The organism is Dyella sp. GSA-30 (assembly GCF_027924605.1).
Taxonomy (GTDB): Bacteria; Pseudomonadota; Gammaproteobacteria; order Xanthomonadales; family Rhodanobacteraceae; genus GSA-30.
This window is the reverse complement of the sequence record NZ_AP027042.1, coordinates 1,135,603-1,155,643: the sequence shown is the minus strand read 5'-3', so window position 1 is coordinate 1,155,643 and position 20,041 is coordinate 1,135,603. Positions and strand designations below refer to the sequence as shown.

The window sequence follows — 20,041 nt, the reverse complement described above, 5'->3', positions numbered from 1 at the left end:
AAATCGATGACGCTGAAACTTTCCCATCTCAGTCGCCGCTTTGCCGGATCGGCCGCGCTCGACAACGTCAGCCTGGATATCGCGCAAGGCGAGTTCCTTGCGTTGCTTGGCCCCTCCGGTTCGGGCAAGACCACGTTGTTGCGTATCCTGGCCGGGCTGGACTATCCGGAAAGCGGCAGCGTCACGCAGGACGAGCGCGATCTGCTGAAGGTAACGGCGCGCCAACGCAACGTCGGCCTGGTGTTTCAGCACTACGCCTTGTTTCGGCATATGACGGTCGCGGAGAACGTCGCATTTGGCTTGCGCGTCCGCCCCATGCGTTCCCGGCCATCGCGTAGCGAGATCGACGAGCGCGTGGAGAAACTGCTCAAGCGTGTGCATCTGGAAGGCTTCGGCAAACGCTATCCCGCGCAACTTTCCGGCGGCCAGCGCCAGCGCGTTGCACTGGCACGCGCATTGGCCGTGGAACCGAACCTGCTGTTGCTCGACGAACCATTCGGCGCGCTCGATGCGCAGGTGCGTATTTCATTGCGCCGCTGGTTGCGTCACCTGCATGAAGAGCTCCAGCTCACCACGGTCTTCGTCACCCACGACCAAGAAGAAGCGCTCGAACTTGCCGACCGTGTCGCGGTGATGAATAACGGCCACATCGAGCAGGTCGATACGCCCGACATGATCTATCAGCAACCGGCCACGCCGTTTGTGTGCGAGTTTATCGGCAAGGTCAACAAGCTGCCGGTGGAGCGGCGTGGCACGCAGTTAGTCTGCAGCGCCATGGAGCTATGCGAAGACCCATGGGAAGGGCGCTATGAACGTGCTGTGGCGTATGTTCGACCGGAGCACCTCACGCTTTCCATCCGCGGCGATGGTAACGCGTGGCAGGCGCGTCTGCAGCACATCTACCCGGCCGGGAGCGTGACGCATTTGGAACTGGGCCTGCGCGACCCCGTCCACGAGCTCGAAGCCGATGTCGCCAGCGACAACCTGGGACGCCTGGACTTGCAGCATGGCTGCGACCTGCTCGTTCGCCCAAAGGTGTGCACACTGTTCCCGCTGGATGTCGAAGGCCATGCACATGCAGGCGAACGCATCATGCTGCGCTGGAACGACGCGAGCATCCAATAAGGCAGCAGCAAGTGTCCAGATGTGAGTCATAAGTTAGAACGCACGTCGCTCTCTCTCACTCCTCACTCCTCTTCACTCACTCCAGATCGATGCACTTGCTGCAAAGCTCATATGCACGACACGCATTGAAAAATATGACGACTTCGTTTAAGGATTTGGACGTCCAAACGAAATGAACAAGCGTTGTCATGGCAACGTCGACTTAACTGTAATAGCTTGCGCCTACTATTTGCGACCTCGGAGCTCGCGTCAGCCAAGGGGGGGCGGCGAGCAACAGCAGATTGCATGGCAGATATTGCCCTTTTCACCGATCGCCTTGATGGCGTGATCGGCGTGGGCGTGTGCGCGGCTCCGTGAATCCCCACCCATTCCCGGAGTTACCGCCTTGCGTACCACCTCACTTTCCCGGGCCATTGGCCTTGCCATCCTGGCAGGCACGATGGCCAGCGCGACCTTTCACGTTTCCGCGCAACAAGCTCCCGATGCGAGCGCCGCAACCACGAGCGACAAAAGCACCAAGGACGCGAAAAACCTCGACAGCATCGTCGTAACCGCCCGCTCCGGTGTTGAGACACGCACGAAAGCACAAACCAGTTATTCGATTACCACGATCGATGAAGACCGGTTGCGCATGCAAGCCCCCACATCAGTGACCGAAGCGATGAAATCGGTCCCCGGCTTCTGGGTCGAGGCATCGGGTGGCGAAGCCAGCGGCAATATTCGTGCGCGCGGTATTCCGGTGGATGGCTTCGGCTCGGTCAATCTGCTCGAAGACGGTATCCCGGTACAGCATGATCCGGCGCTCGGCTATCTCAATGCCGATCAGGCCTTTCGACTGGATGAAACCATCGAGCGCATCGAAGTCGTGCGCGGCGGCCCATCGTCGGTGTTCTATTCGAACGCGCCGGCTGGTGCGATCAACTTCATTCCACGCCAGGTTGGTGACACGCCTGAAGGCATCTTCAAGTACACGGTCGGCGACTACGGACTCAGCCGTGCCGACATGTGGTACGGCACGCCCATCGGTGACGGCTGGAAGCTGGGCCTGGGCGGCTTTTACCGCATCGACAGCGGTATTCGCGATCCGGGTTTCAACGCCGACGAGGGCGGCCAGTTTCGCGTGAATCTGGCCAAGGATTTCGAGCACGGTCGCTTCAGCGTCGACTACAAGCACCTGGACGACAAGGTGGCGCTGTATCTCGGCATCCCGATGCGCACCTATCCCGACGGCAAGATCCGCGCCGTGCCCGGTTTTGACGGCAACTTCGGCACGCTGGCCGGCCCGGAAACCGAACACATCCAGATGAAGGAAGGCGACGGTAGCCTTTACAACTTCGACAATAGCGAAGGCACGCACGTCAAACGCGACCAGCTGACGCTCAAGTTCGACTACGACCTGGGCGACGATTGGAAGCTGGCCGAATCGCTGCGTTACGACGACACGCATACCCAGCGAAACGGCATGTTCCCCAATACCGTGGAGAGCGCCGATACGTTTCTTGCCTCCGCCAAGTCGTCGATGCCGGCTGGCGCGACCGCGCTGCAACTGCGTTACGTCGACAACCCTTCCCAGGTATTCAACAACGCCAATCAGAACGGCAACGGCCTGGTCATCATCGGCGGCCTGCGCGGCGTGACGATGCCGGTGAAGGAGCTGATCAACGACACGCGCTTCATGCGCAAGTTCGATATCGGCGATCAGAGCCACGACGTGACGTTCGGCTACTACTACGCGCGCTTCGACCAGTCGTTCAGCCGCTACTCGTCAACCGTGCTGCTGGACACGCAGGACAACGCGCGCCTGCTCGACCTGGTCGCCGTCAATGCAGCCGGCCAGCCGGTATCCACGCTGACCGATCACGGCATCTACAAATACGGTTACGAGTGGGAGAACGCCAGCGGCATTTCGACCACGAACGCGTTTTACGTTTCGGACGAATGGCAGGTGACCGACAAGCTGCGTATCGACGCCGGCGCTCGCTGGGAGCAGGTCAACACTCGCGGCAACACCGAGCTGAAACAGACGGTCAACCTGGGCACGCCCGCGACGTCGCAGATCATCGAGGGCAACGGGCAGTACACGGCCTGGGATCACACCTTCAACAAGCTCGGCTGGACCCTTGGGGCAAACTGGCAGTTCTCCGATCGCCAGGGCCTGTTCGCGCGCTGGACGCCGACCTTTCGCCTGCCCAACCTGAGCACCTACATCACCAGCCCCAGCGCCACCCCGCTGACGCAGACGATGAAACTGGGCGAGGTGGGCTACAAGTATTCGGATCGCCAGTTGGACCTGTACGCGACCGCGTTCTATACCAAGTACAACGACGTGTCGTTCAGCAACTACGTCTTTGATCCGAACTCGGGCGCATCGACCGTGCAGCAGGGTTATGCCAATACCAAGACCACCGGTCTGGAGCTGGAAGGCACCTGGTATCCGACCAAGTGGTTCGACGTGCAGGTCACCGGCACACTGCAGGATCCCGAATACAAGAACCTGACCTATACCGAACTGGTCAATGGCGCGCCGGTGCTGCGAGATTTCGTCGACAACCAGCTGATCCGTGTGCCCAAGGTGAGCTACCGCATCGTGCCCGGCGTGAATCTGCTCGATGGCAGGCTGCGACTGCAGCTGGCCTACGAATACGAAGGCGCGCGATTTGTGGATACGGCCAACTCGGTACGGCTGCCTTCGTACGACGTGCTCAGCGCCAGCGCGCGTTATGACATCTCGCGAATCTGTTCGCTGTACTTCTACGTGGACAACATCACCAACTCCGAGGGCCTGACCGAAGGCAACCCGCGCGCCGGTGAATTGCAGAGCGCCGACGCAGGGGCCAATACGTTTATCGCCCGCCCGATTCTTGGGCGTGCCTACCGTGCGGCCATCATGTATCGCTTCTGACGCATGACCCGAGGTGACGTCGAGGTGGATCGGTTATCTACCTCGACGTCGCCAATGGCTCGTTTATGACAGTCCCCTTGGTATGACCCCATGAATCAGCGTCCCCTGCGTCTGCTCGTCAACCTCTTTGCCCTTTTGATCATGCTGCTCGGTGTGCTGGAAAGCAGCCACGCCGCCGACGCCCAGACACCCGACGTGGTGTTGCACGGCACGCTGGAAGGCCACGAGAACCACACCTACCGCAACCTGCCGTTCGACGTCCCGGCGGGTACAACACGCATCACCGTGCAGTTCGATTACACCGGCCACGATACGGAGCGCACGACGATCGACCTGGGGTTGCTCGGCCCGGACGGCTTCCGTGGCCAGGATGGTTTTCGTGGCTGGAGCGGCGGCAGCAAGCACCTGTTCACCGTCTCGGCCACCGATGCCACGCCGTCCTATCTGCCGGGGGCGATACGCGCCGGGCGTTGGACGCTCGTGCTCGGCATACCCAATATTCGCCAGACCAGCCATGCGACCTACGATGCGCGCATCTGGTTCGGCCACGCGACGGATCCTGCGTGGATGCCGACGGTGTTGCATCCGCCATTGCGCGATGAAGCCGGCTGGTATCGGGGTGATCTGCACATGCACACGGCCCATAGCGACGGAAGCTGCAAAAGCCAGAGCGGCGTGAAGGTTCCTTGCCCGTTGTTCTTCACGGTGCAGGCTGCCGCGCAGCGCGGCCTGGACTTCATCGCGATGACGGACCACAACACGGTGTCGCACGCGAACGCGATGCTCGAGTTGCAACCGTACTTCGACCGCCTGCTGCTGATACCGGGGCGTGAGATCACCACCTTCAGCGGTCACGCCAATCTGTTCGGTACGACAGCTCCGGTCGACTTTCGCGTCGGCAGCAAGGAGGTCCCGGATTGGAACGCGCTGGCTAAGGCGCTAGTGCCGCTGCATGGTCTGCTGTCGATCAACCATGCGATTCGTCCCAGCGGCGAAGCCTGCATGGGCTGCGGCTGGACCGCCGAGCCGCCGATCGACATGCGAAGCGTGCAAGCCATCGAGATCGTCAACGGCAGCGATGCGGACACACCGTCGTCAGCCCTGCCGTTCTGGGAACAGCAGCTGGCAAAGGGGTATCGCCTGACCGGCATTGGCGGCAGCGATAATCACAATGCCTTCCAGGATGCCCCCGGGATTGGTAGCAATCCCACCGGCATACCGACCACCGTAGTGCATGCGCAGGCGTTGTCGATGCCGGCGATTCTCGACGGCATCCGCTCCGGGCAGGTTTTTATCGACGTGCAAGGCAGTCGTGATCGTTTGCTCGAATGGCATGCCCGGTCCGGTGACCGGCAAGCGGATATGGGTGGAAACCTCGTTGCCGGCGCCGGCACAGCCGTCGATTTCGACGCGCATGTCACACACGTCGCCGATGCACACGTCGTGGTGCTGCTGGATGGCAAGCCGCTGCCGCAAGGAGAGATGGCGATCGACAGCGCGGATCGACACCTGCCTTTCCGCTGGAGTGCCGACGGCGCACCACACTGGATGCGTGTCGAGGTGAGAGATGCCTCGGGCAAGTTGTTGCTGATCGGCAACCCGATCTATATCGATTTCAAGTCGTAGTGCGCGGTCAGCCGGTGTAGCGTTTGCGATATTCCGCCGGTGTGATACCGACATGCCGGCGAAATGCGCGTCGCAGCGTATCGGCATCCGCAAACCCGCACAGCGCGGCCACTTGTTTGGGCGCGGCATGCTCGCCTTCCAGCAAGCGCCGCGCGTTGGCAATACGCGACGCCTCCACCCAGGCGGCCGGCGTCATGCCGACTTCGCTGCGAAACAGTCGTGCAAAATGGCGTGGACTCAGATGCATCCGTGCGGACAACGCCGCGATGCTGTGATCTTCCGCAGGATGGGCGGCAACCCAGCGCTGCACCTCCTGCAAGGCCGAGCGCCCCGCCGGCACGGCCTCTCCGTGGCGGCTAAACGATAGCTGCCCACCTGGCCGGCGAAAGAACATCACCAGTTGCGCGGCCACCGCGGTCGCCAGTTCGTGCCCGTGGTCTTCCTCGACCAGCGCCAAGGCCATGTCCAGGCCCGCGGTGACGCCGGCAGCGGTGCGCAGCTTGCCGTCGCGCACGAAAATCGCATCGACATCGACCTGAGTCCCCGGATACTCGCTTGCCAGCCGTTCGGCAACCGCCCAATGCGTGGTGACACGGCGGCGCTCCAGCAAGCCGGCCGCGGCCAGCATGAACGCACCACTGCATACCGAGCCGTAACGGCGCGCGATGCGCGCATGGCGGCGCAGCCATTCCAGCGTTGGCGGTGTAAATTGCTCCTGATCGGCATGCGGCGAACCGGCCACCAGCAAGGTATCGAAACGTTGGTCGTCGCCCCGGCCGAGCACGCTATCGGGCGCCAGCCGCACGCCCGATGAGCTACGCAACTCACCCGCTCGCGTGGCGACGACCCGCGGCTCATAAAGTGCGAGGCCGGCCTGCACGTTGGCCTCGGCAAAGACATCCAGCGGACCGGCCACGTCGAGCAACTGCACGCCTGGCGTGGCCAGCATGGCGATCACACGCGGCTTATGAGTCATCACGGCTCCTGCGGCTGTCCCGGCACGTAAATGGCAGAATTCGACGTGCCACGTCGATTGAGGACACGATAGCAGGGTTCTAGCCTGTCGTTACACCCCAACCGGAGCCAGGCCATGAGCCTTTCCATCGACGGCATTCGCATCCCCGACAGCGCGCTGGCGCGCGAAGTGACCGAGCTTGTGCGCGATACCGAGTCGCCACTGCTTTTCCACCATTCCAGCCGCGTGTACTACTTCGGCGCCCTGGCAGGCAAACATCGCGGCCTCTCGTTCGACCCCGAACTGCTCTATACCGGCGCCATGTTTCACGACATGGGCCTGACCGCGAAGCACAGCAGCAGCAACGAGCGCTTCGAAGTCGACGGCGCCAATGCGGCGCGCGATTTTCTGCGCCGGCACGGTATCGCGCAGAACGATATCGATACGGTGTGGACGGCAATTGCATTGCACACCACGCCGGGCATTCCGCAGCACATGCACCCGGTCATCGCGTTGGTGACCGCAGGTGTCGAAATGGATGTGCTGGGGCTTACCTACCCCGACTACAGCGACGCCGAGCGCGAGGCAGTCGTGCATGCGCACCCACGCAGCGAGCACTTCAAGGAAGACATCATCCAGACCTTCTACGACGGCATCCATCACAAGCCGGAAACGACCTTCGGCAACGTGAAGGCCGACGTGCTGGCCGACAAGGATGCCCGCTTCGTGCGCGGCAATTTCTGCAGCGTGATCCGCGGCTCGGCCTGGCCGGGCTGAACCCTATTTCGTATCGATCGACCAGTCGACCGCCGCCTGCGCATGCAATGCGGCGGTGTCGAACAAGGGCAGCACCGCATCTTCGGGCTGGATCAGCAGCCCGATTTCGGTGCAGCCGAGAATGACCGCCTGCGCACCTCGTGCCGCCAGGACATCGATGATGCCTCGATAGACATCGCGTGAGGCGGCGCGAATATCGCCATGGCAGAGCTCGTCGTAGATGATGCGATGCACGTCGCCACGCTGCGCTTCATCGGGAACCAGAACGTCCAGACCGAACTTGTTTTGCAGACGACCGATATAGAAATCCTGCTCCATCGTATAGCGCGTACCGAGCAGCGCCACTTTCTCGACACCAGCGACCTGCAGGGCGGTGCCGGTCGGATCGGCGATGTGCAGGAAAGGAACAGCAATCGCCTTCTCGATCGCCTCATGCACACGATGCATGGTATTGGTCGCCAACAGCACGATATGGGCTCCGCCGCGTTCGAGCTGTGACGCAGCCGCAGCGAGCTGATAGCCCAGACCATCCCAATCGCCGGCACGCTGCGCGGCTTCGATCGGCGCAAAGTCCACCGTCACCATCAACGAGCGCGCATTGTGGTGTCCGCCCAGACGTGACTTGGCGTGCTGATTGATCAGGCGGTAATACGCCGCCGACGATTCCCAGCTCATGCCGCCGATGATGCCGATAGTTTTCATGATCCCTTCCTGATCACGCGACAGAGCGCTGACTCGATCCAGGATAATAGCGCGAGGCTGATGCCTGTCCGCAGACAGGGGTCAGCCACGCCGTGCCGGTGCTCGTGCCAACGCCCAGACATCCACACGTGCCACTCCGGCGCGCTTCACCGTGCGCGCGCATTCGGCCAACGTGGCACCGGTAGTCATGACGTCGTCGACGATGACGACATGCGCTGGCAGCGCCGCTGCAGGTTTCAACGCAAACGCTTTACGCACGTTGCGTTGTCGTGCCCGTGCATCGAGTTCGGTTTGCGGCGCACTGGCGCGGTTGCGCAGCAGTACGTCATGGCGCAGCGGCACGGACAACGCACGCGCCAGGGGCCTGGCCAGCTCCAGTGCCTGGTTGTAGCCGCGCTCCCGCAGACGTTGACGATGCAGTGGCACCGGCAGGATCAATTCAGGCCGATCAAGCGGCATGGGCATATCGCGCCACAGCCTTGCCAGGCTGCGGCCGCAGGCAAGATCGCCGCCGAACTTGAAGCGCGCCTCCAGCCGATCGAGCGGCCAGCCATAAACGAACGGGGACCAGGCTGCATCCCACGGCGGCGGTCTACGCTGGCATGCGCCGCAGAGCGCAATCGGCGATGCCAGCGGCAAGGCGCAGCGCGCGCAACAGCTCGTGTTTCGAGGCAGATCGGCGATGCAACCGTCGCAAAGGTCGATGCCGTCGGCACCGGGAGCGCCGCAAAGCTGGCAGCGCCAGGGCAGGCCCAACCGCGAGAGTTTCTTCCACCATATTGGCGCATCCATGCGCTTGCCCCCTTGGGTTCAGCCCTGCGGCTTGAACAGCGCCGCGTCGAGAATCGACCACAGATGGATGATCCAGCCCAGCCAGAAGATCCACAGGATGCCGGCCAGTACAAACATGATGAAAGCCTTCAACAGGCGTCCCTGGACCAGTTGCCCCAGGCCGGGAATGAAAAAACTGCAGATGGCCGCAAGCACGTTGCCGGTGCTGCCTTGTCCTGCACTCATCGCTCGATCTCCTTGGGCTCGATAGAAGGCCATCATAACGGCTACGGCTTCAAAGCTCGCCAGGGACACGATTAAGCCCATGTATTACAAAGAGTAAATGATCTTCGTCAACTACATGACTCACTACTCAGTTGACATGAAAGCCCTCCCTGTCAGACTGTCGCGCTTCCCGTATCCCCGGAGTAGCAAGCCCATGGTCGAAGCCGCCGTTCGCCACGACTGGACCCGCGACGAAGTCGCCGCGCTGTTCGCGCTGCCGTTCAACGAATTGCTGCATCGGGCGCATTCGGTGCACCGCGAGCACCACGACCCGAACGCCGTGCAGGTGTCCACCTTGCTGTCGATCAAGACCGGCGGTTGCCCCGAAGACTGCGCGTACTGCCCGCAGGCAGCGCGTTACGACACGGGTGTGCAGGCGCAGAAGCTGATGAGCGTCGAGTCCGTGGTGGCGCGCGCACAGGCGGCGAAAGACGCCGGCGCCAGTCGTTTCTGCATGGGCGCCGCGTGGCGCAGCCCGAAGGACCGCGATGTCGTCAAAGTTGCCGAAATCGTCTCCGCTGTGAAGGCTCTGGGTCTGGAAACCTGCGCCACGCTGGGCATGCTCAATGGCCCGCAGGCCGAAACACTCAAGGCCGCCGGACTGGACTACTACAACCACAACCTGGATACCGCGCCGGAGTTCTATGGCGAGATCATCCATACGCGCCGATACCAGGACCGCCTCGATACGCTTGAACACGTGCGCGAAGCCGGCCTGAAGACCTGTTGTGGCGGCATCGTCGGCATGGGCGAAACGCCGAGCCAGCGCGCCGGCCTGCTGCAGACCCTGGCGAATCTGCCTGAGCATCCCGAGTCGGTGCCGATCAATCAGCTTGTGCAGGTCAAGGGCACGCCGCTGGACGGTACGCAGGCGCTCGATCCGTTCGAGTTCGTACGCACGATCGCCGTCGCCCGCATCATGATGCCCACCTCGATGGTGCGCCTGTCGGCGGGGCGCCAGGATATGGACGACGCCACGCAGGCCCTGTGTTTCTTCGCCGGTGCCAACTCGATTTTCTACGGCGAGAAGTTGCTGACCACCGGCAATCCGGATGTCGAACACGATCGCCAGCTGTTTGCGCGGCTGGATCTGCATCCGATGGAAATCGTGGAGACGTCCGAGACGGTACACGCGGACATTCTTGAGCATTGCGCTGCGTAAGCCAGTCAGGGCGCGGCTGATACCGCTCCCTGAACCTCTTCATGCGTAACGACCTGCTCACACGCCTCGCCGAACGCACTGCCGCACGCGAGCATGACCAACTCACGCGTCGTCTGCGCACGATCGATCGCGTGGAAGGCCCGTGGGTATGGGTCGGAAACAAACGATTGCTGTCGTTTTGCAGTAACGACTATCTCGGTCTTTCGCAGCATCCGGACGTGGTTGCACAGCTGCGTCGAGCCAACAGCGCAGGCAGCGGCTCAGCCCATCTGATCTGTGGGCATCGCGCGGAACACGCGGCGCTGGAACAGGTCTTGGCCGAATGGACCGGGCGCGAACGCGCGCTGTTGTTTTCCTCCGGCTACATGGCGAACCTGGGCACCTTGCAAGCGCTGCTGCGCGACGGCGACCTGTGCGTGCAGGACAAGCTCAATCATGCGTGCCTGCTCGATGGCGCCAGCCTGAGCGGAGCCACGCTCGCGCGCTATGTGCATGCCGATGTAGCCAGCGCCTCACGACAACTGGCGACAGCTGGCGACGTTCCCGCGTTGCTGGCAACCGATGGCGTCTTCAGCATGGATGGCGACATCGCTCCGCTGAGCGAACTGGCTACGCTATGTGAGGCCCAAAACGCGACGCTGATGGTCGACGACGCGCATGGTCTAGGCGTACTCGGCAAAGACGGGGCAGGCAGCGTCGAAGCTGCCGGACTCGGTCAGCAGCAGGTGCCGGTATTGATGGCGACCCTGGGCAAGGCGCTCGGCTGCTATGGTGCCTTTGTCGCTGGCTCGGCGTCCTTGATCGACGGCCTGCTGCAAACCGCCCGCCCCTATATCTACACCACTGCCACACCGCCCGCGCTCGCTGCGGCGACGTTGACGGCGGTGCAGGTGGCGCGACGGGAATCCTGGCGGCGCGAACGGCTTGGGAGCCTGATCGCTCGTTTTCGGGCAGGCGCGGCGCAGCTTGGCTTGTCCTTGCTACCTTCGATGACGGCCATTCAACCGCTGCTGTTGGGTGAGGCGGCAACGGCACTGGAGGCCGCGCGAGTCCTGGAGGCGGAGGGTTTCATGGTTACCGCCATTCGGCCGCCTACGGTGCCGCGAGGCAAGGCGCGTTTGCGGATTACGTTATCGGCGGCTCACGCGGATGAACATGTGGACCGTTTGTTGGAGGCGTTGGCTCGCTTCGCTTCGCGGCCCCCTCACCCCAGCCCTCTCCCCCGGCAAAGCCAGGGGAGAGGGGGCTGACTGAGGCAAATCTTCAATCTTGCGCGCTCTTGCTCCCTCTCCCCTGGCTCTGCCGGGGGAGAGGGTTGGGGTGAGGGGGCGCTCTTGAACCTCAGCCCTTATAATTGCGCTCCTTATCCGCCGTATCCCCGCATGTCGATCGTCAACCTCTCCGCTTATCGCTTCGTCAGCCTGGACGACCTCCCGGCGCTGCGCGAGCGCCTGCTCGAACGCTGCGACCTGTTGGCGCTCAAGGGCACCATCCTGCTGGCGCCGGAGGGGATCAACCTGTTCCTGGCCGGCCCGCGCGAGGCGGTGGACGGTTTCATGGACTGGCTGCGCGAAGATTCCCGCTTCGCTGGACTGACACCGAAGGAGTCGGTCTCCGACGAGATTCCATTCGGCCGTATGCGCGTACGCCTCAAGAAGGAAATCATCACGATGCGCATGCCGGCGATTCGCCCGGAAAACGCGCGCGCGCCTTCCGTGACGCCGCAAACGCTGCGCCGCTGGCTGGACAGCGGCCGTGACGATGAAGGCCGCGACGTGGTGCTGCTGGACACGCGCAACGATTACGAAACCGATGTCGGCCTGTTCGAGCAAGCCATCGACTATCGCCTGAGCAGCTTCACCGGCTTTCCTGGCGCCATCGCCGCCGACCGCGAGCGCTATGCCGGCAAGACGGTGGTGTCGTACTGCACGGGCGGTATCCGTTGCGAAAAGGCGGTGCTGCATATGCAGGACATCGGCATGGATCACGTCTACCAGCTCGAAGGCGGGATTCTGAAATATTTCGAGGAAACCGACGGCGCGCACTGGCGCGGCGACTGTTTCGTATTCGATGAGCGCGGTGCGGTCGATCCGCAACTGGCGCCCGCACCGCTCGACAAAAAAAGCGACGACGCATGAATCTGTATATCGATCGCCAAGGCAGCGGTCCGATTCCGCTGGTGCTGCTGCATGGCTGGGCGATGCATGGCGGCGTGTTCGAGACGCTGGTAACCGCGCTGCGTGAACGGTGCACGCTTTATGTGGTGGATCTTCCCGGCCATGGCTATTCGCGCGACAGCGTGCTGCCGCTGGAGCCGCATGCCTGTGCTGCCGCCATCGCCGAAGCCACGCCGCCAGCGGTATGGGTCGGCTGGTCGCTCGGCGGCCTGATTGCGCAGCAGGCCGCACTGGATCTGCCACAAAGCGTGCGCGCATTGGGCGTGATCGGTTCGACGCCGAAGTTTTCGCGCAGTGCCGACTGGCCGTACGGCAGCGAGCCGGCACTGGTGCGCCAATTGGCTACCGATCTGGAAACCGATTATCACGCCACCATCGAACGCTTCCTGGCGTTGGAGGCGATTGGCAGCAAGGATCCGCGCGGCGAGTTGCGCCACCTGCGCTCGCTGGTGTTCGAACGCGGCGAGCCCGACCTGCGCATCCTGCAGGAAGGCATCCGCATTCTCGACGTCACCGACCTGCGCGAAGACATCGCCACGCTATCGCAACCCAATGCCTGGATCGGCGGCCGGCTCGATCGCCTGGCTTCGTCCGTCGCCATGCAGTGGTCCGCCGAGCACGCCGGCGGGCGCTTCACGCAGATCGATCATGCCGGACATGCGCCGTTTTTCGGCCATGCCGATGCCGTGGTCGCGGCACTGAACCCGCTGCTGGAGTCTTACGGTGAGTGACGATTTCCACGTCGATCGGGCCAAGGTGCGCCGCAGCTTCGGCCGTGCCGCGGCGACGTACGAACAGCACGATGCCTTGCAACAGGAAGTACAGAAGCTGTTGAACGAGCGCCTGGATTTTTATCTGGGCGAGGCCGAGCGCGTTCTTGACGTCGGCGCCGGCACCGGCCGCGGCAGCGCCATGCTGAAGAAGCGTTACGCCAAGTCGCAAGTCATCGCGGTCGATCTCGCTCTGCCGATGTTGCGCGCGGCCAAACAGCATATGAGCTGGCTCAAGCCCTTTGTGCGAGTGAATGCGGAGGCTACGGCACTCCCCTTCCCCGACCACAGCGTCGACGTGCTGCATTCCAACCTGTGCTTCCAGTGGATCGACGATCTGCAGGCCTTGTTCGGCGAATGCGTGCGCGTGCTCAAGCCGGGCGGCATGCTGGTGTTTTCCACGTTCGGTCCCGATACCCTGAAGGAATTACGCGCCGCCTGGGCGCAGGCGGATCAGCAACCGCATGTGAGCCGCTTCCTCGATATGCACGATCTGGGCGACGCGATGATCGCTGCCGGGCTGCGCGATCCGGTGCTGGATGTAGACCGCTTCACGCTGACCTACAGCGAGCCGCGCATGCTGCTCAAGGAGCTGCAAGGTCTTGGCGCCACCAATGCCGATACCACGCGCGAACGCGGCCTGATGGGCAAGAAGCACTACCAGCAGATGCTGGCCGCGTACGACACCATGCGCCGCGACGGCCGCATTCCCGCAACGTGGGAAGTCGTTACCGCCCACGCCTGGGGTCCGCCGCACGGCCAATCCCGCCGCGGTCCCGGCGGCGGCGAAATCGCCAGCTTCTCGATCGACAGTCTGCGTGGATCGCGGCGGCGCTAACGCGCGTTCGTGAAAAATTTTTCATGGACGTCTAAACGTAGATGCCGCCTTGCCTGCGAGGCGAAGGTCTCGCGCAAGATTGTCATCGTCTTATCACAGTCATAAAAATTTCATTAGCAGATGACAGCATCCCCGGCTTCTTGAAGCCAGCGCGTCGGAACCGGTGGCCGGTTCGACGTATCGCCAATTTTTAGGAAGGGGATTTGCGTGCTGCAGAAGACTGTTCTCGCCGTGGCCTTGGGCCTGGCGCTGTCGACGGCTGTCCGGGCAACGGACAATCATCCGAACGATACCGATACGAGCGCTACCGATACGAGTACGCAACCCACTGCCGATCAAGCCAAGAATCTCGACGCCATCTCGGTCGTCGGTAGCGGCGAATCGCGTCAGGTACAGCGTATCCAGACCAAGAACCAGGACACGCTGCCACCCGGCACCAGCCTGCAGAAGGTGCTCAACATCCTGCCCGGCGTGAATGCGCAGTCGATCGATGCACTCGGCGCCAACGAACAGTCGATGACGCTGAGCCTGCGCGGTTTCAACTCCACGCGCCTGGGTTACACGCTCGACGGCATGCCGCTGGGCGACAGTGCCTACAACAACTACAACGGTCTGAGCATCAACCGCGCGTTGATCTCGGAGAACATGGGTGGCGCCGAAATCGCCGAAGGTATCGGCAACCTGGGCACGCCTTCGACGAGCGATCTGGGCGGCACCATCGCTTATACGTCGAGCGATCCGTCCAAGCAGATGGGCGGACGGATCAACCAAACCTTTGGCAGCGACATGAATCGTCGCACCTTCGCCCGCTTTGACACGGGCGAGTACCACGGCTTCTCGATGTACCTGTCCGGTTCGCGCACGACGTCGGACCTGTGGAACGACCAGACTGCCTACAACAAGTCGACCACCAAGCAGTTCAACGGCAAGGCGGTGTACCAGTTCGACGGTGGCCGCATTACCGCCTTCGCCGATACGTCGCGCACCTCACAGGCCGATGACTTCTATCTCTCCAAGGACGAACTGGCTCGCGGCCTGGGCTGGAACTGGGGCGGTTACGCGCCAAACTTCCAGAAGGCGCTGAGCCGTGCCTACTGCAACAGCGGTAGCTTCAACGCCAAGCTGTGCGACAAGAGCGGCCCGGACCAGGATGCCGACGGCGCCTTCACCGGTGGCCAGATCCTGCGTAGCGACGATCTGTATTACCTTGCCGGCGATTTCTTTCCGTCCGATACGGTGACCCTGCATGCGCAGGTGTATCACCATGAGGATGCCGGTTCGGGCAACAACTGGAACAGCGGCAGCTTCTCCAACCCCGGTACGCCTGAGCAACTCCCGCTGATCATTCGCGAGACGCTTTATACGATCAACCGCACCGGCGCGATCTTCAACGCCGGTTGGGATATCGGCATCAACCATATCGAAGGCGGTGTCTGGTACGAGCACAATGTTTCGAGCGCCTCGCGCTACAACTTCACCGACGTGACCGGTCCGCGGGACATCAGCAGCTTTCAGACCGGCCAGCCTGACGTGGGGACGTTCGATCAGCGCACTGTGTGGCAGACACGTCAGGCGTACCTGCAAGACACCATCAAGCTGCTGGACGACAAACTGTCGATCGACTTCGGCGTGAAGAGCCCGCACGTGACCTCCGATGCGACCGCGCTGCCGGGCATCGCGGTGAAACCGATCGCGGCCAATTCCAGCGCCCAGTTCGCCACCGGCAATCTGTCCGCCAGCCGCGCGTTCCTGCCGGGCCTGGGTGCGCACTACAAGATCAGCGACGGCCAGGAAGTCTTCGCCAGCTACGCCGAGAACATCGCCATGTTCCAGGGCGGCTTCAAACTCGGTCCGCAGGCCGTCAGTCAGGCGACCTGGAATGCCCAGCAAACGCTGCAGCCGGAAGAATCGCGCACGCTCGAAGGCGGCTACCGTATCGTGCAGAGCGACTTCCAGGCCTCGGCGGCGATCTACAAGGTTCGCTTCGACAACCGCCTGCTGCAGTACAACCCCTGCGATTCGCGCCAGCCGGTCGGCCCGGGCTGCGGCAACAAGTTCTATAACGTGGGTGGCGTAGACAGCCACGGCGTCGAGCTGACTTTCCTGTGGACGCCCTCGAGCCACTTCAGCTGGTACAACTCCGCCTCGTACAACCGCTCGACCTATGCCAGCGACTACGTGCAGGCTGGTGTGTTGGAGCCAACCAAGGGCAAGATCCAGGTCGATACGCCGACCAAGCTGTTCGCCAGCGAGGCCACGTACACCTACGGCCCCTGGTTCGCGACGTTGCGCGGCAAGTACACCGGCAAGCGTTACTACACGTACACCAATGATCAGGGCTTCGGCGGTTTCACCACGTTCGATCTGGCCGCCGGTTACGACTTCGGTGCGATGGCTTTTGCCAAGGACGTACGCATCCTGCTGAATGTCACCAACCTGACCAACAAACGCTACGCGGCAAACTTTGACAACAGCGTATTCGCACCGACCGATCCGAAGGGCACGATCTATGTGTTCCACGCATCGGCACCCATCCAGACCTTCGGCACGCTGGATATCCGTTTCTAGCGCTTGGGGCTTTCGAGGCGCCTTGATGGCGCCTCTTTTTTTCGTCATGCCGGCGAAGGCTATCGTGGCGAAGATACCGCGTCGTTCATGGGATCGCTTCGCATGAAACACATGACTCGCTGTCTGTTGGCCGCGCTATTGTCGTGCTCGACCGTCTCGCTTGGCGCAACGGATATTCTTACGCCGCATGTCGTCGATGGCGATGCACCGCAATCGATAACCCTGGAAGGTCGCAGCTCGGTCAACCACGGCCTGGTCGGGACCGGGCGCCTTTCCGCGGGCACGGTGGATTTTCTTGGCGACACCCTGGGTTCGTTTTCATCCCTGGCGATCGTACCGGGAAGCTGGAAGCGAACCGGCGACCGCTATACGGCCGTGCTGTGGACGCTTCCCGATCGCGGCCGTAACGATCCGGGCGAAGGTCTGTTCTACGACTACGCCGCACGCCTGCATCGCTTTCGCATCGAATTCACGCCTTACACCGGGAAAGACCTGCCGGCCGATATGCGGTCTCAGCAACAGGTCCGCATCAAGCCCGATGGCGGCCTGGTACTGACGGATTTCCTCGGCCACCGTTTTACCGGGGCCGATCCGGCCGATGGCACGATCACCGAGAAGGGCATTCTGCTGCCCGCTCCGCACAACGGCACCGGCGCGGGCAAGGTGTCCATCGACGCGGAGTCGCTGCAGTTCACGCGCGACGGCCATTTCTATATCGGCGACGAATACGCTGCGCACGTGTACTACTTCGATGCAAAGGGCCGACTGCAGGGCGTGATCGTTCCACCGCCCGCTGTCTTACCGCGCACCAATGGCCATATCGATTTCGGTTCGCTCAATCCGCCACAAACGGGACGCCGCAACAACCAGGGTGTCGAGGGCATGTCGCTCTCGCCCGATGGAACGCGTTTGTTCGTCGCGCTGCAAAGCGCACTGATCCAGGACAGCGCGCACGGCGACGCGGCCGGGCGCATCAATACACGCGTGCTTGTCTACGACGTCAGCCATGATCCGGTGCCGACCCATCCGATCGGGCACTATGTGATGCAATTGCCAGCCTATAACGACCGCGGCGATGGCAAGGCTGCCAACAAGACAGCCGCGCAAAGCGAAATTCGTGCACTGAACGAACATCAGTTCCTGATGCTATCGCGCGACGGCAATGGTCTGGGTACGGATAACGACAAGCCGATCGTCTACAAGAGCGTCTTGCTTGTGGACACGCTCGACGCCACCAATCTCGTCGGCAGCGCCTACGAAACCGGCGTCACGTCGGTACTGCGCTCACCCGACGGTGTCGAACTCAAAGCGGGCATCAAACCCGTGTCCTTGCATGAGCTGGTCAATCTGCTGAATCGATCACAGTTGTCTCGGTTCGGCCTCAATGTCGACACGCAGCCGAAAAACCAGCCGCTCACGCTGTCGGAGAAATGGGAAGCGATGGATCTGGTGCCCGTGCTCGATCCATCCGCACCGCAGGACTACTTCCTGTTCGTCGGCAACGACAACGATTTCATCGCACGTCGTTGCGTGATGGAAGGCCAGCACTGCGACTCGTCGTTCGACAACGACAACATGCTTCTCGTTTACCGGCTCACTTTGCCCAGCATGCAACAACGCGCACGTCCTTGATTCGACCGGTGTGGGCAACCGGTTGTTACCCACCACATAAGGCACACTCGCACATGAAAAAGTCGCTCGCTTGCTCCTTGATGGCCGCCGGCATGCTGGTCAGCGTTGCCGGTCATGCCAACGCACCTGTCTCGGTCGACAGCAAGGAATACAAGGTTCTGCTCGATCCGAGCCTGTTCGCCAGTAATCCGTCCAGCGCCGCCAGCTCGCTGCTGTCCGCGCTGAAGACGCGCCTGACCCAGCTCAACTTCGACAAGACCATCAGCGGCAGCTTCTCGGCTGGTAATCACGACCAGATCAGCTACTACGACACCGCGAGCACCTGCGTCGTGCGCAACAACGGCTACTCGGTGCGCTACCGCACGGGCGACGACAAGGACATCGAGTTCAAGTTCGGCCATCCGGACGAAGAGCTGTCGTACTACACCGATGTCACCGGCACCGGCAAGAACAAGAGCAGCAAGCTCGAGACCGACGTCAGCCCGGACAAGCTGGTGTACTCGCACTCGACCGAGCAAGACCCGGCCAGCAGCGGCGCACCGGCCAGCGTCAGCGCGCTGATCTCGCAGTTCTCCGGCGCCAGCGTGCTGTCGTCGTACAGCTCGCAGGCGCTGGTGCCGGTCAACGGCCTGGTGATAACGCAGCAGGAATACGACGGCCCGAGTTCGGACATCGGTAACTCCGATGCCGATTTCACCTTGACCATCTGGTACATCGGCAACAGCACCACGCCGTCGCTGGTCGAGCTGTCCTACCGCGTCGACGCCGATAGCGACACCTATTTCACCACGCCGGTACTACAGCGCTCACAGGTTCTAATGCAGGCCATCAGCAGCCTGGGCAGCTGGAACCTGGCCAACTCGACGACGAAGACGGCATGGATCTATGCCTATCGTTCGTCGAGCTATCCGAATGGGTTCTGCGCGGGCGGCTAAGCCGGCCGTCTGGATTTCGCAGTCAGGTGGAAGAGCGCGTACGACTCTTCCACCTCACCGCGATGGCTGCGAGCGGCTCACCCACCCGCTTTATAACGAAAGCACGACTTCACATGGTCGTTGACCATGCCGGTCGCCTGCATGAATGCGTAGCAGATCGTAGTTCCGACGAATCGGAAACCACGCTTCTTCAATGCCTTGCTCATCGCATCCGATACCGGCGTGCTGGCCGGCACATCGCCCATACCGCTCCAGCGGTTGCGGATCGTCTTGCCGCCCACGAAAGCCCAGAGATACGCATCCAGGCTGCCGAACTCGTCGATCGCCTCCAGCGCGGCTTTCGCGTTATCCCGTGCGGAATAGATCTTCAGGCGATTGCGCACCAGACCGGGATCGAGCAACAGCTTCTCCAGCTCGCGGTCCTTCATCGTCGCGACCTTGGCGATCTCGAAGTTATGGAACGCGCGGCGGTAGTTCTCGCGCTTGACCAACACCGTGCGCCAGGAGAGGCCTGCCTGTGCACCTTCCAGGCAAAGAAATTCGAACAGCAGGCGGTCGTCATGCAGCGGCACACCCCACTCGGTATCGTGGTAGTCGCGCATGATGTCGAGTTCGCCGCTGGCCCAGGCACAGCGAGTAATGGGCGCCATATCGTCCTCCTGAAGAAGGCGGCAGCATAGCGCCAGAGACGGTCGGCGTAACGAAGGGGCGAATAGCGAGGGCGCCGAGGCTTAGTTCGCGACTTGCGCCAGTACCGGTAGACAGGGATCCCCGTACCGTTGTTGCGCGCACACCGCCGTGCGCCCTCGCTATTCG

Annotated in this window: 17 protein-coding genes; 12 read left to right on the top strand and 5 right to left on the bottom strand. The window is 62.2% G+C overall.

Going from position 1 to position 20,041, the window contains the following annotated elements; genetic code table 11:
• Window positions 1–6 precede the first annotated feature (6 nt).
• From QMG46_RS05135 to QMG46_RS05125, 3 genes are all read left to right on the top strand, one after another.
• Window positions 7–1,125, top strand: a complete 1,119-nt coding sequence (locus tag QMG46_RS05135; protein WP_345781785.1) for a sulfate/molybdate ABC transporter ATP-binding protein — start codon at window positions 7–9, stop codon at window positions 1,123–1,125.
• Window positions 1,126–1,510: 385 nt separating this feature from the next.
• On the top strand, window positions 1,511–4,027 hold the full coding sequence (locus QMG46_RS05130; RefSeq protein ID WP_281851409.1) for a TonB-dependent receptor: 2,517 nt from the start codon (window positions 1,511–1,513) through the stop codon (window positions 4,025–4,027).
• 90 nt (window positions 4,028–4,117) lie between these two features.
• A complete protein-coding gene (locus QMG46_RS05125) occupies window positions 4,118–5,653 on the top strand; it encodes a CehA/McbA family metallohydrolase (RefSeq protein WP_281851408.1) in 1,536 nt (511 codons plus the stop codon).
• 7 nt (window positions 5,654–5,660) lie between these two features.
• Here QMG46_RS05125 and QMG46_RS05120 read toward each other — a convergent pair whose 3' ends face one another.
• Window positions 5,661–6,629, bottom strand: a complete 969-nt coding sequence (locus QMG46_RS05120; RefSeq protein ID WP_281851407.1) for a GlxA family transcriptional regulator — start codon at window positions 6,627–6,629, stop codon at window positions 5,661–5,663.
• Window positions 6,630–6,743: 114 nt separating this feature from the next.
• Here QMG46_RS05120 and QMG46_RS05115 point away from each other — a divergent pair, with 114 nt between their 5' ends.
• Window positions 6,744–7,385 (top strand): HD domain-containing protein, encoded by a 642-nt coding sequence (locus QMG46_RS05115; RefSeq protein ID WP_281851406.1) that lies wholly within the window; start codon window positions 6,744–6,746, stop codon window positions 7,383–7,385.
• 3 nt (window positions 7,386–7,388) lie between these two features.
• Here the strand turns inward: QMG46_RS05115 and QMG46_RS05110 are convergent, their stop codons facing one another.
• The 3 genes from QMG46_RS05110 to QMG46_RS05100 form a co-directional block, all read right to left on the bottom strand.
• Window positions 7,389–8,087, bottom strand: a complete 699-nt coding sequence (locus QMG46_RS05110; protein WP_281851405.1) for an aspartate/glutamate racemase family protein — start codon at window positions 8,085–8,087, stop codon at window positions 7,389–7,391.
• 81 nt (window positions 8,088–8,168) lie between these two features.
• On the bottom strand, window positions 8,169–8,879 hold the full coding sequence (locus QMG46_RS05105; RefSeq protein ID WP_281851404.1) for a ComF family protein: 711 nt from the start codon (window positions 8,877–8,879) through the stop codon (window positions 8,169–8,171).
• Between the two features lie 18 nt (window positions 8,880–8,897).
• On the bottom strand, window positions 8,898–9,104 hold the full coding sequence (locus QMG46_RS05100) for a hypothetical protein (protein WP_281851403.1): 207 nt from the start codon (window positions 9,102–9,104) through the stop codon (window positions 8,898–8,900).
• 193 nt (window positions 9,105–9,297) lie between these two features.
• Here QMG46_RS05100 and bioB point away from each other — a divergent pair, with 193 nt between their 5' ends.
• From bioB to QMG46_RS05060, 8 genes are all read left to right on the top strand, one after another.
• The gene (bioB, locus tag QMG46_RS05095) at window positions 9,298–10,305 is read left to right on the top strand and encodes a biotin synthase BioB (RefSeq protein ID WP_281851402.1); all 1,008 of its coding nucleotides are present in this window, start codon (window positions 9,298–9,300) and stop codon (window positions 10,303–10,305) included.
• Window positions 10,306–10,346: 41 nt separating this feature from the next.
• A complete protein-coding gene (bioF, locus tag QMG46_RS05090) occupies window positions 10,347–11,555 on the top strand; it encodes an 8-amino-7-oxononanoate synthase (protein WP_281851401.1) in 1,209 nt (402 codons plus the stop codon).
• 132 nt (window positions 11,556–11,687) lie between these two features.
• Window positions 11,688–12,443: a sulfurtransferase gene (locus tag QMG46_RS05085; RefSeq protein ID WP_281851400.1), complete on the top strand. Its 756-nt coding sequence runs from the start codon at window positions 11,688–11,690 to the stop codon at window positions 12,441–12,443.
• Window positions 12,440–13,213 carry a pimeloyl-ACP methyl ester esterase BioH gene (gene bioH, locus QMG46_RS05080; protein ID WP_281851399.1) on the top strand — a complete coding sequence of 258 codons (774 nt, stop codon included), beginning with the start codon at window positions 12,440–12,442 and terminating at the stop codon, window positions 13,211–13,213. Before QMG46_RS05085 ends, bioH begins: the two co-directional genes overlap by 4 nt.
• On the top strand, window positions 13,206–14,090 hold the full coding sequence (gene bioC / locus QMG46_RS05075; RefSeq protein ID WP_281851398.1) for a malonyl-ACP O-methyltransferase BioC: 885 nt from the start codon (window positions 13,206–13,208) through the stop codon (window positions 14,088–14,090). The genes bioH and bioC overlap by 8 nt, the downstream gene beginning before the upstream one ends.
• Before the next feature lie 207 nt (window positions 14,091–14,297).
• Entirely contained in the window at window positions 14,298–16,658 is a 2,361-nt protein-coding gene (locus QMG46_RS05070) for a TonB-dependent receptor (RefSeq protein WP_281851397.1), read from the top strand.
• A 102-nt stretch (window positions 16,659–16,760) separates the two neighbouring features.
• Window positions 16,761–18,290, top strand: coding sequence for an esterase-like activity of phytase family protein (locus tag QMG46_RS05065; RefSeq protein ID WP_281851396.1), 1,530 nt, complete (start codon window positions 16,761–16,763; stop codon window positions 18,288–18,290).
• Window positions 18,291–18,343: 53 nt separating this feature from the next.
• Window positions 18,344–19,225, top strand: a complete 882-nt coding sequence (locus tag QMG46_RS05060) for a hypothetical protein (protein WP_281851395.1) — start codon at window positions 18,344–18,346, stop codon at window positions 19,223–19,225.
• A gap of 77 nt (window positions 19,226–19,302) precedes the next feature.
• On the opposite strand, the gene QMG46_RS05055 is transcribed toward QMG46_RS05060, so the two are convergent.
• Window positions 19,303–19,875, bottom strand: a complete 573-nt coding sequence (locus tag QMG46_RS05055) for a DNA-3-methyladenine glycosylase I (RefSeq protein ID WP_281851394.1) — start codon at window positions 19,873–19,875, stop codon at window positions 19,303–19,305.
• Window positions 19,876–20,041 lie beyond the last annotated feature (166 nt).

Coding starts and splice junctions, on each gene's coding strand:
- QMG46_RS05135 (WP_345781785.1), top strand. CDS start 7: ATGACGCTGAAACTTTCCCATCTCAGTCGCCGCTTTGCCGGATCGGCC.
- QMG46_RS05125 (WP_281851408.1), top strand. CDS start 4,118: ATGAATCAGCGTCCCCTGCGTCTGCTCGTCAACCTCTTTGCCCTTTTG.
- QMG46_RS05120 (WP_281851407.1), bottom strand. CDS start 6,629: ATGACTCATAAGCCGCGTGTGATCGCCATGCTGGCCACGCCAGGCGTG.
- QMG46_RS05115 (WP_281851406.1), top strand. CDS start 6,744: ATGAGCCTTTCCATCGACGGCATTCGCATCCCCGACAGCGCGCTGGCG.
- QMG46_RS05110 (WP_281851405.1), bottom strand. CDS start 8,087: ATGAAAACTATCGGCATCATCGGCGGCATGAGCTGGGAATCGTCGGCG.
- QMG46_RS05105 (WP_281851404.1), bottom strand. CDS start 8,879: ATGGATGCGCCAATATGGTGGAAGAAACTCTCGCGGTTGGGCCTGCCC.
- QMG46_RS05100 (WP_281851403.1), bottom strand. CDS start 9,104: ATGAGTGCAGGACAAGGCAGCACCGGCAACGTGCTTGCGGCCATCTGC.
- bioB (WP_281851402.1), top strand. CDS start 9,298: ATGGTCGAAGCCGCCGTTCGCCACGACTGGACCCGCGACGAAGTCGCC.
- bioF (WP_281851401.1), top strand. CDS start 10,347: ATGCGTAACGACCTGCTCACACGCCTCGCCGAACGCACTGCCGCACGC.
- QMG46_RS05085 (WP_281851400.1), top strand. CDS start 11,688: ATGTCGATCGTCAACCTCTCCGCTTATCGCTTCGTCAGCCTGGACGAC.
- bioH (WP_281851399.1), top strand. CDS start 12,440: ATGAATCTGTATATCGATCGCCAAGGCAGCGGTCCGATTCCGCTGGTG.
- QMG46_RS05065 (WP_281851396.1), top strand. CDS start 16,761: ATGAAACACATGACTCGCTGTCTGTTGGCCGCGCTATTGTCGTGCTCG.
- QMG46_RS05060 (WP_281851395.1), top strand. CDS start 18,344: ATGAAAAAGTCGCTCGCTTGCTCCTTGATGGCCGCCGGCATGCTGGTC.
- QMG46_RS05055 (WP_281851394.1), bottom strand. CDS start 19,875: ATGGCGCCCATTACTCGCTGTGCCTGGGCCAGCGGCGAACTCGACATC.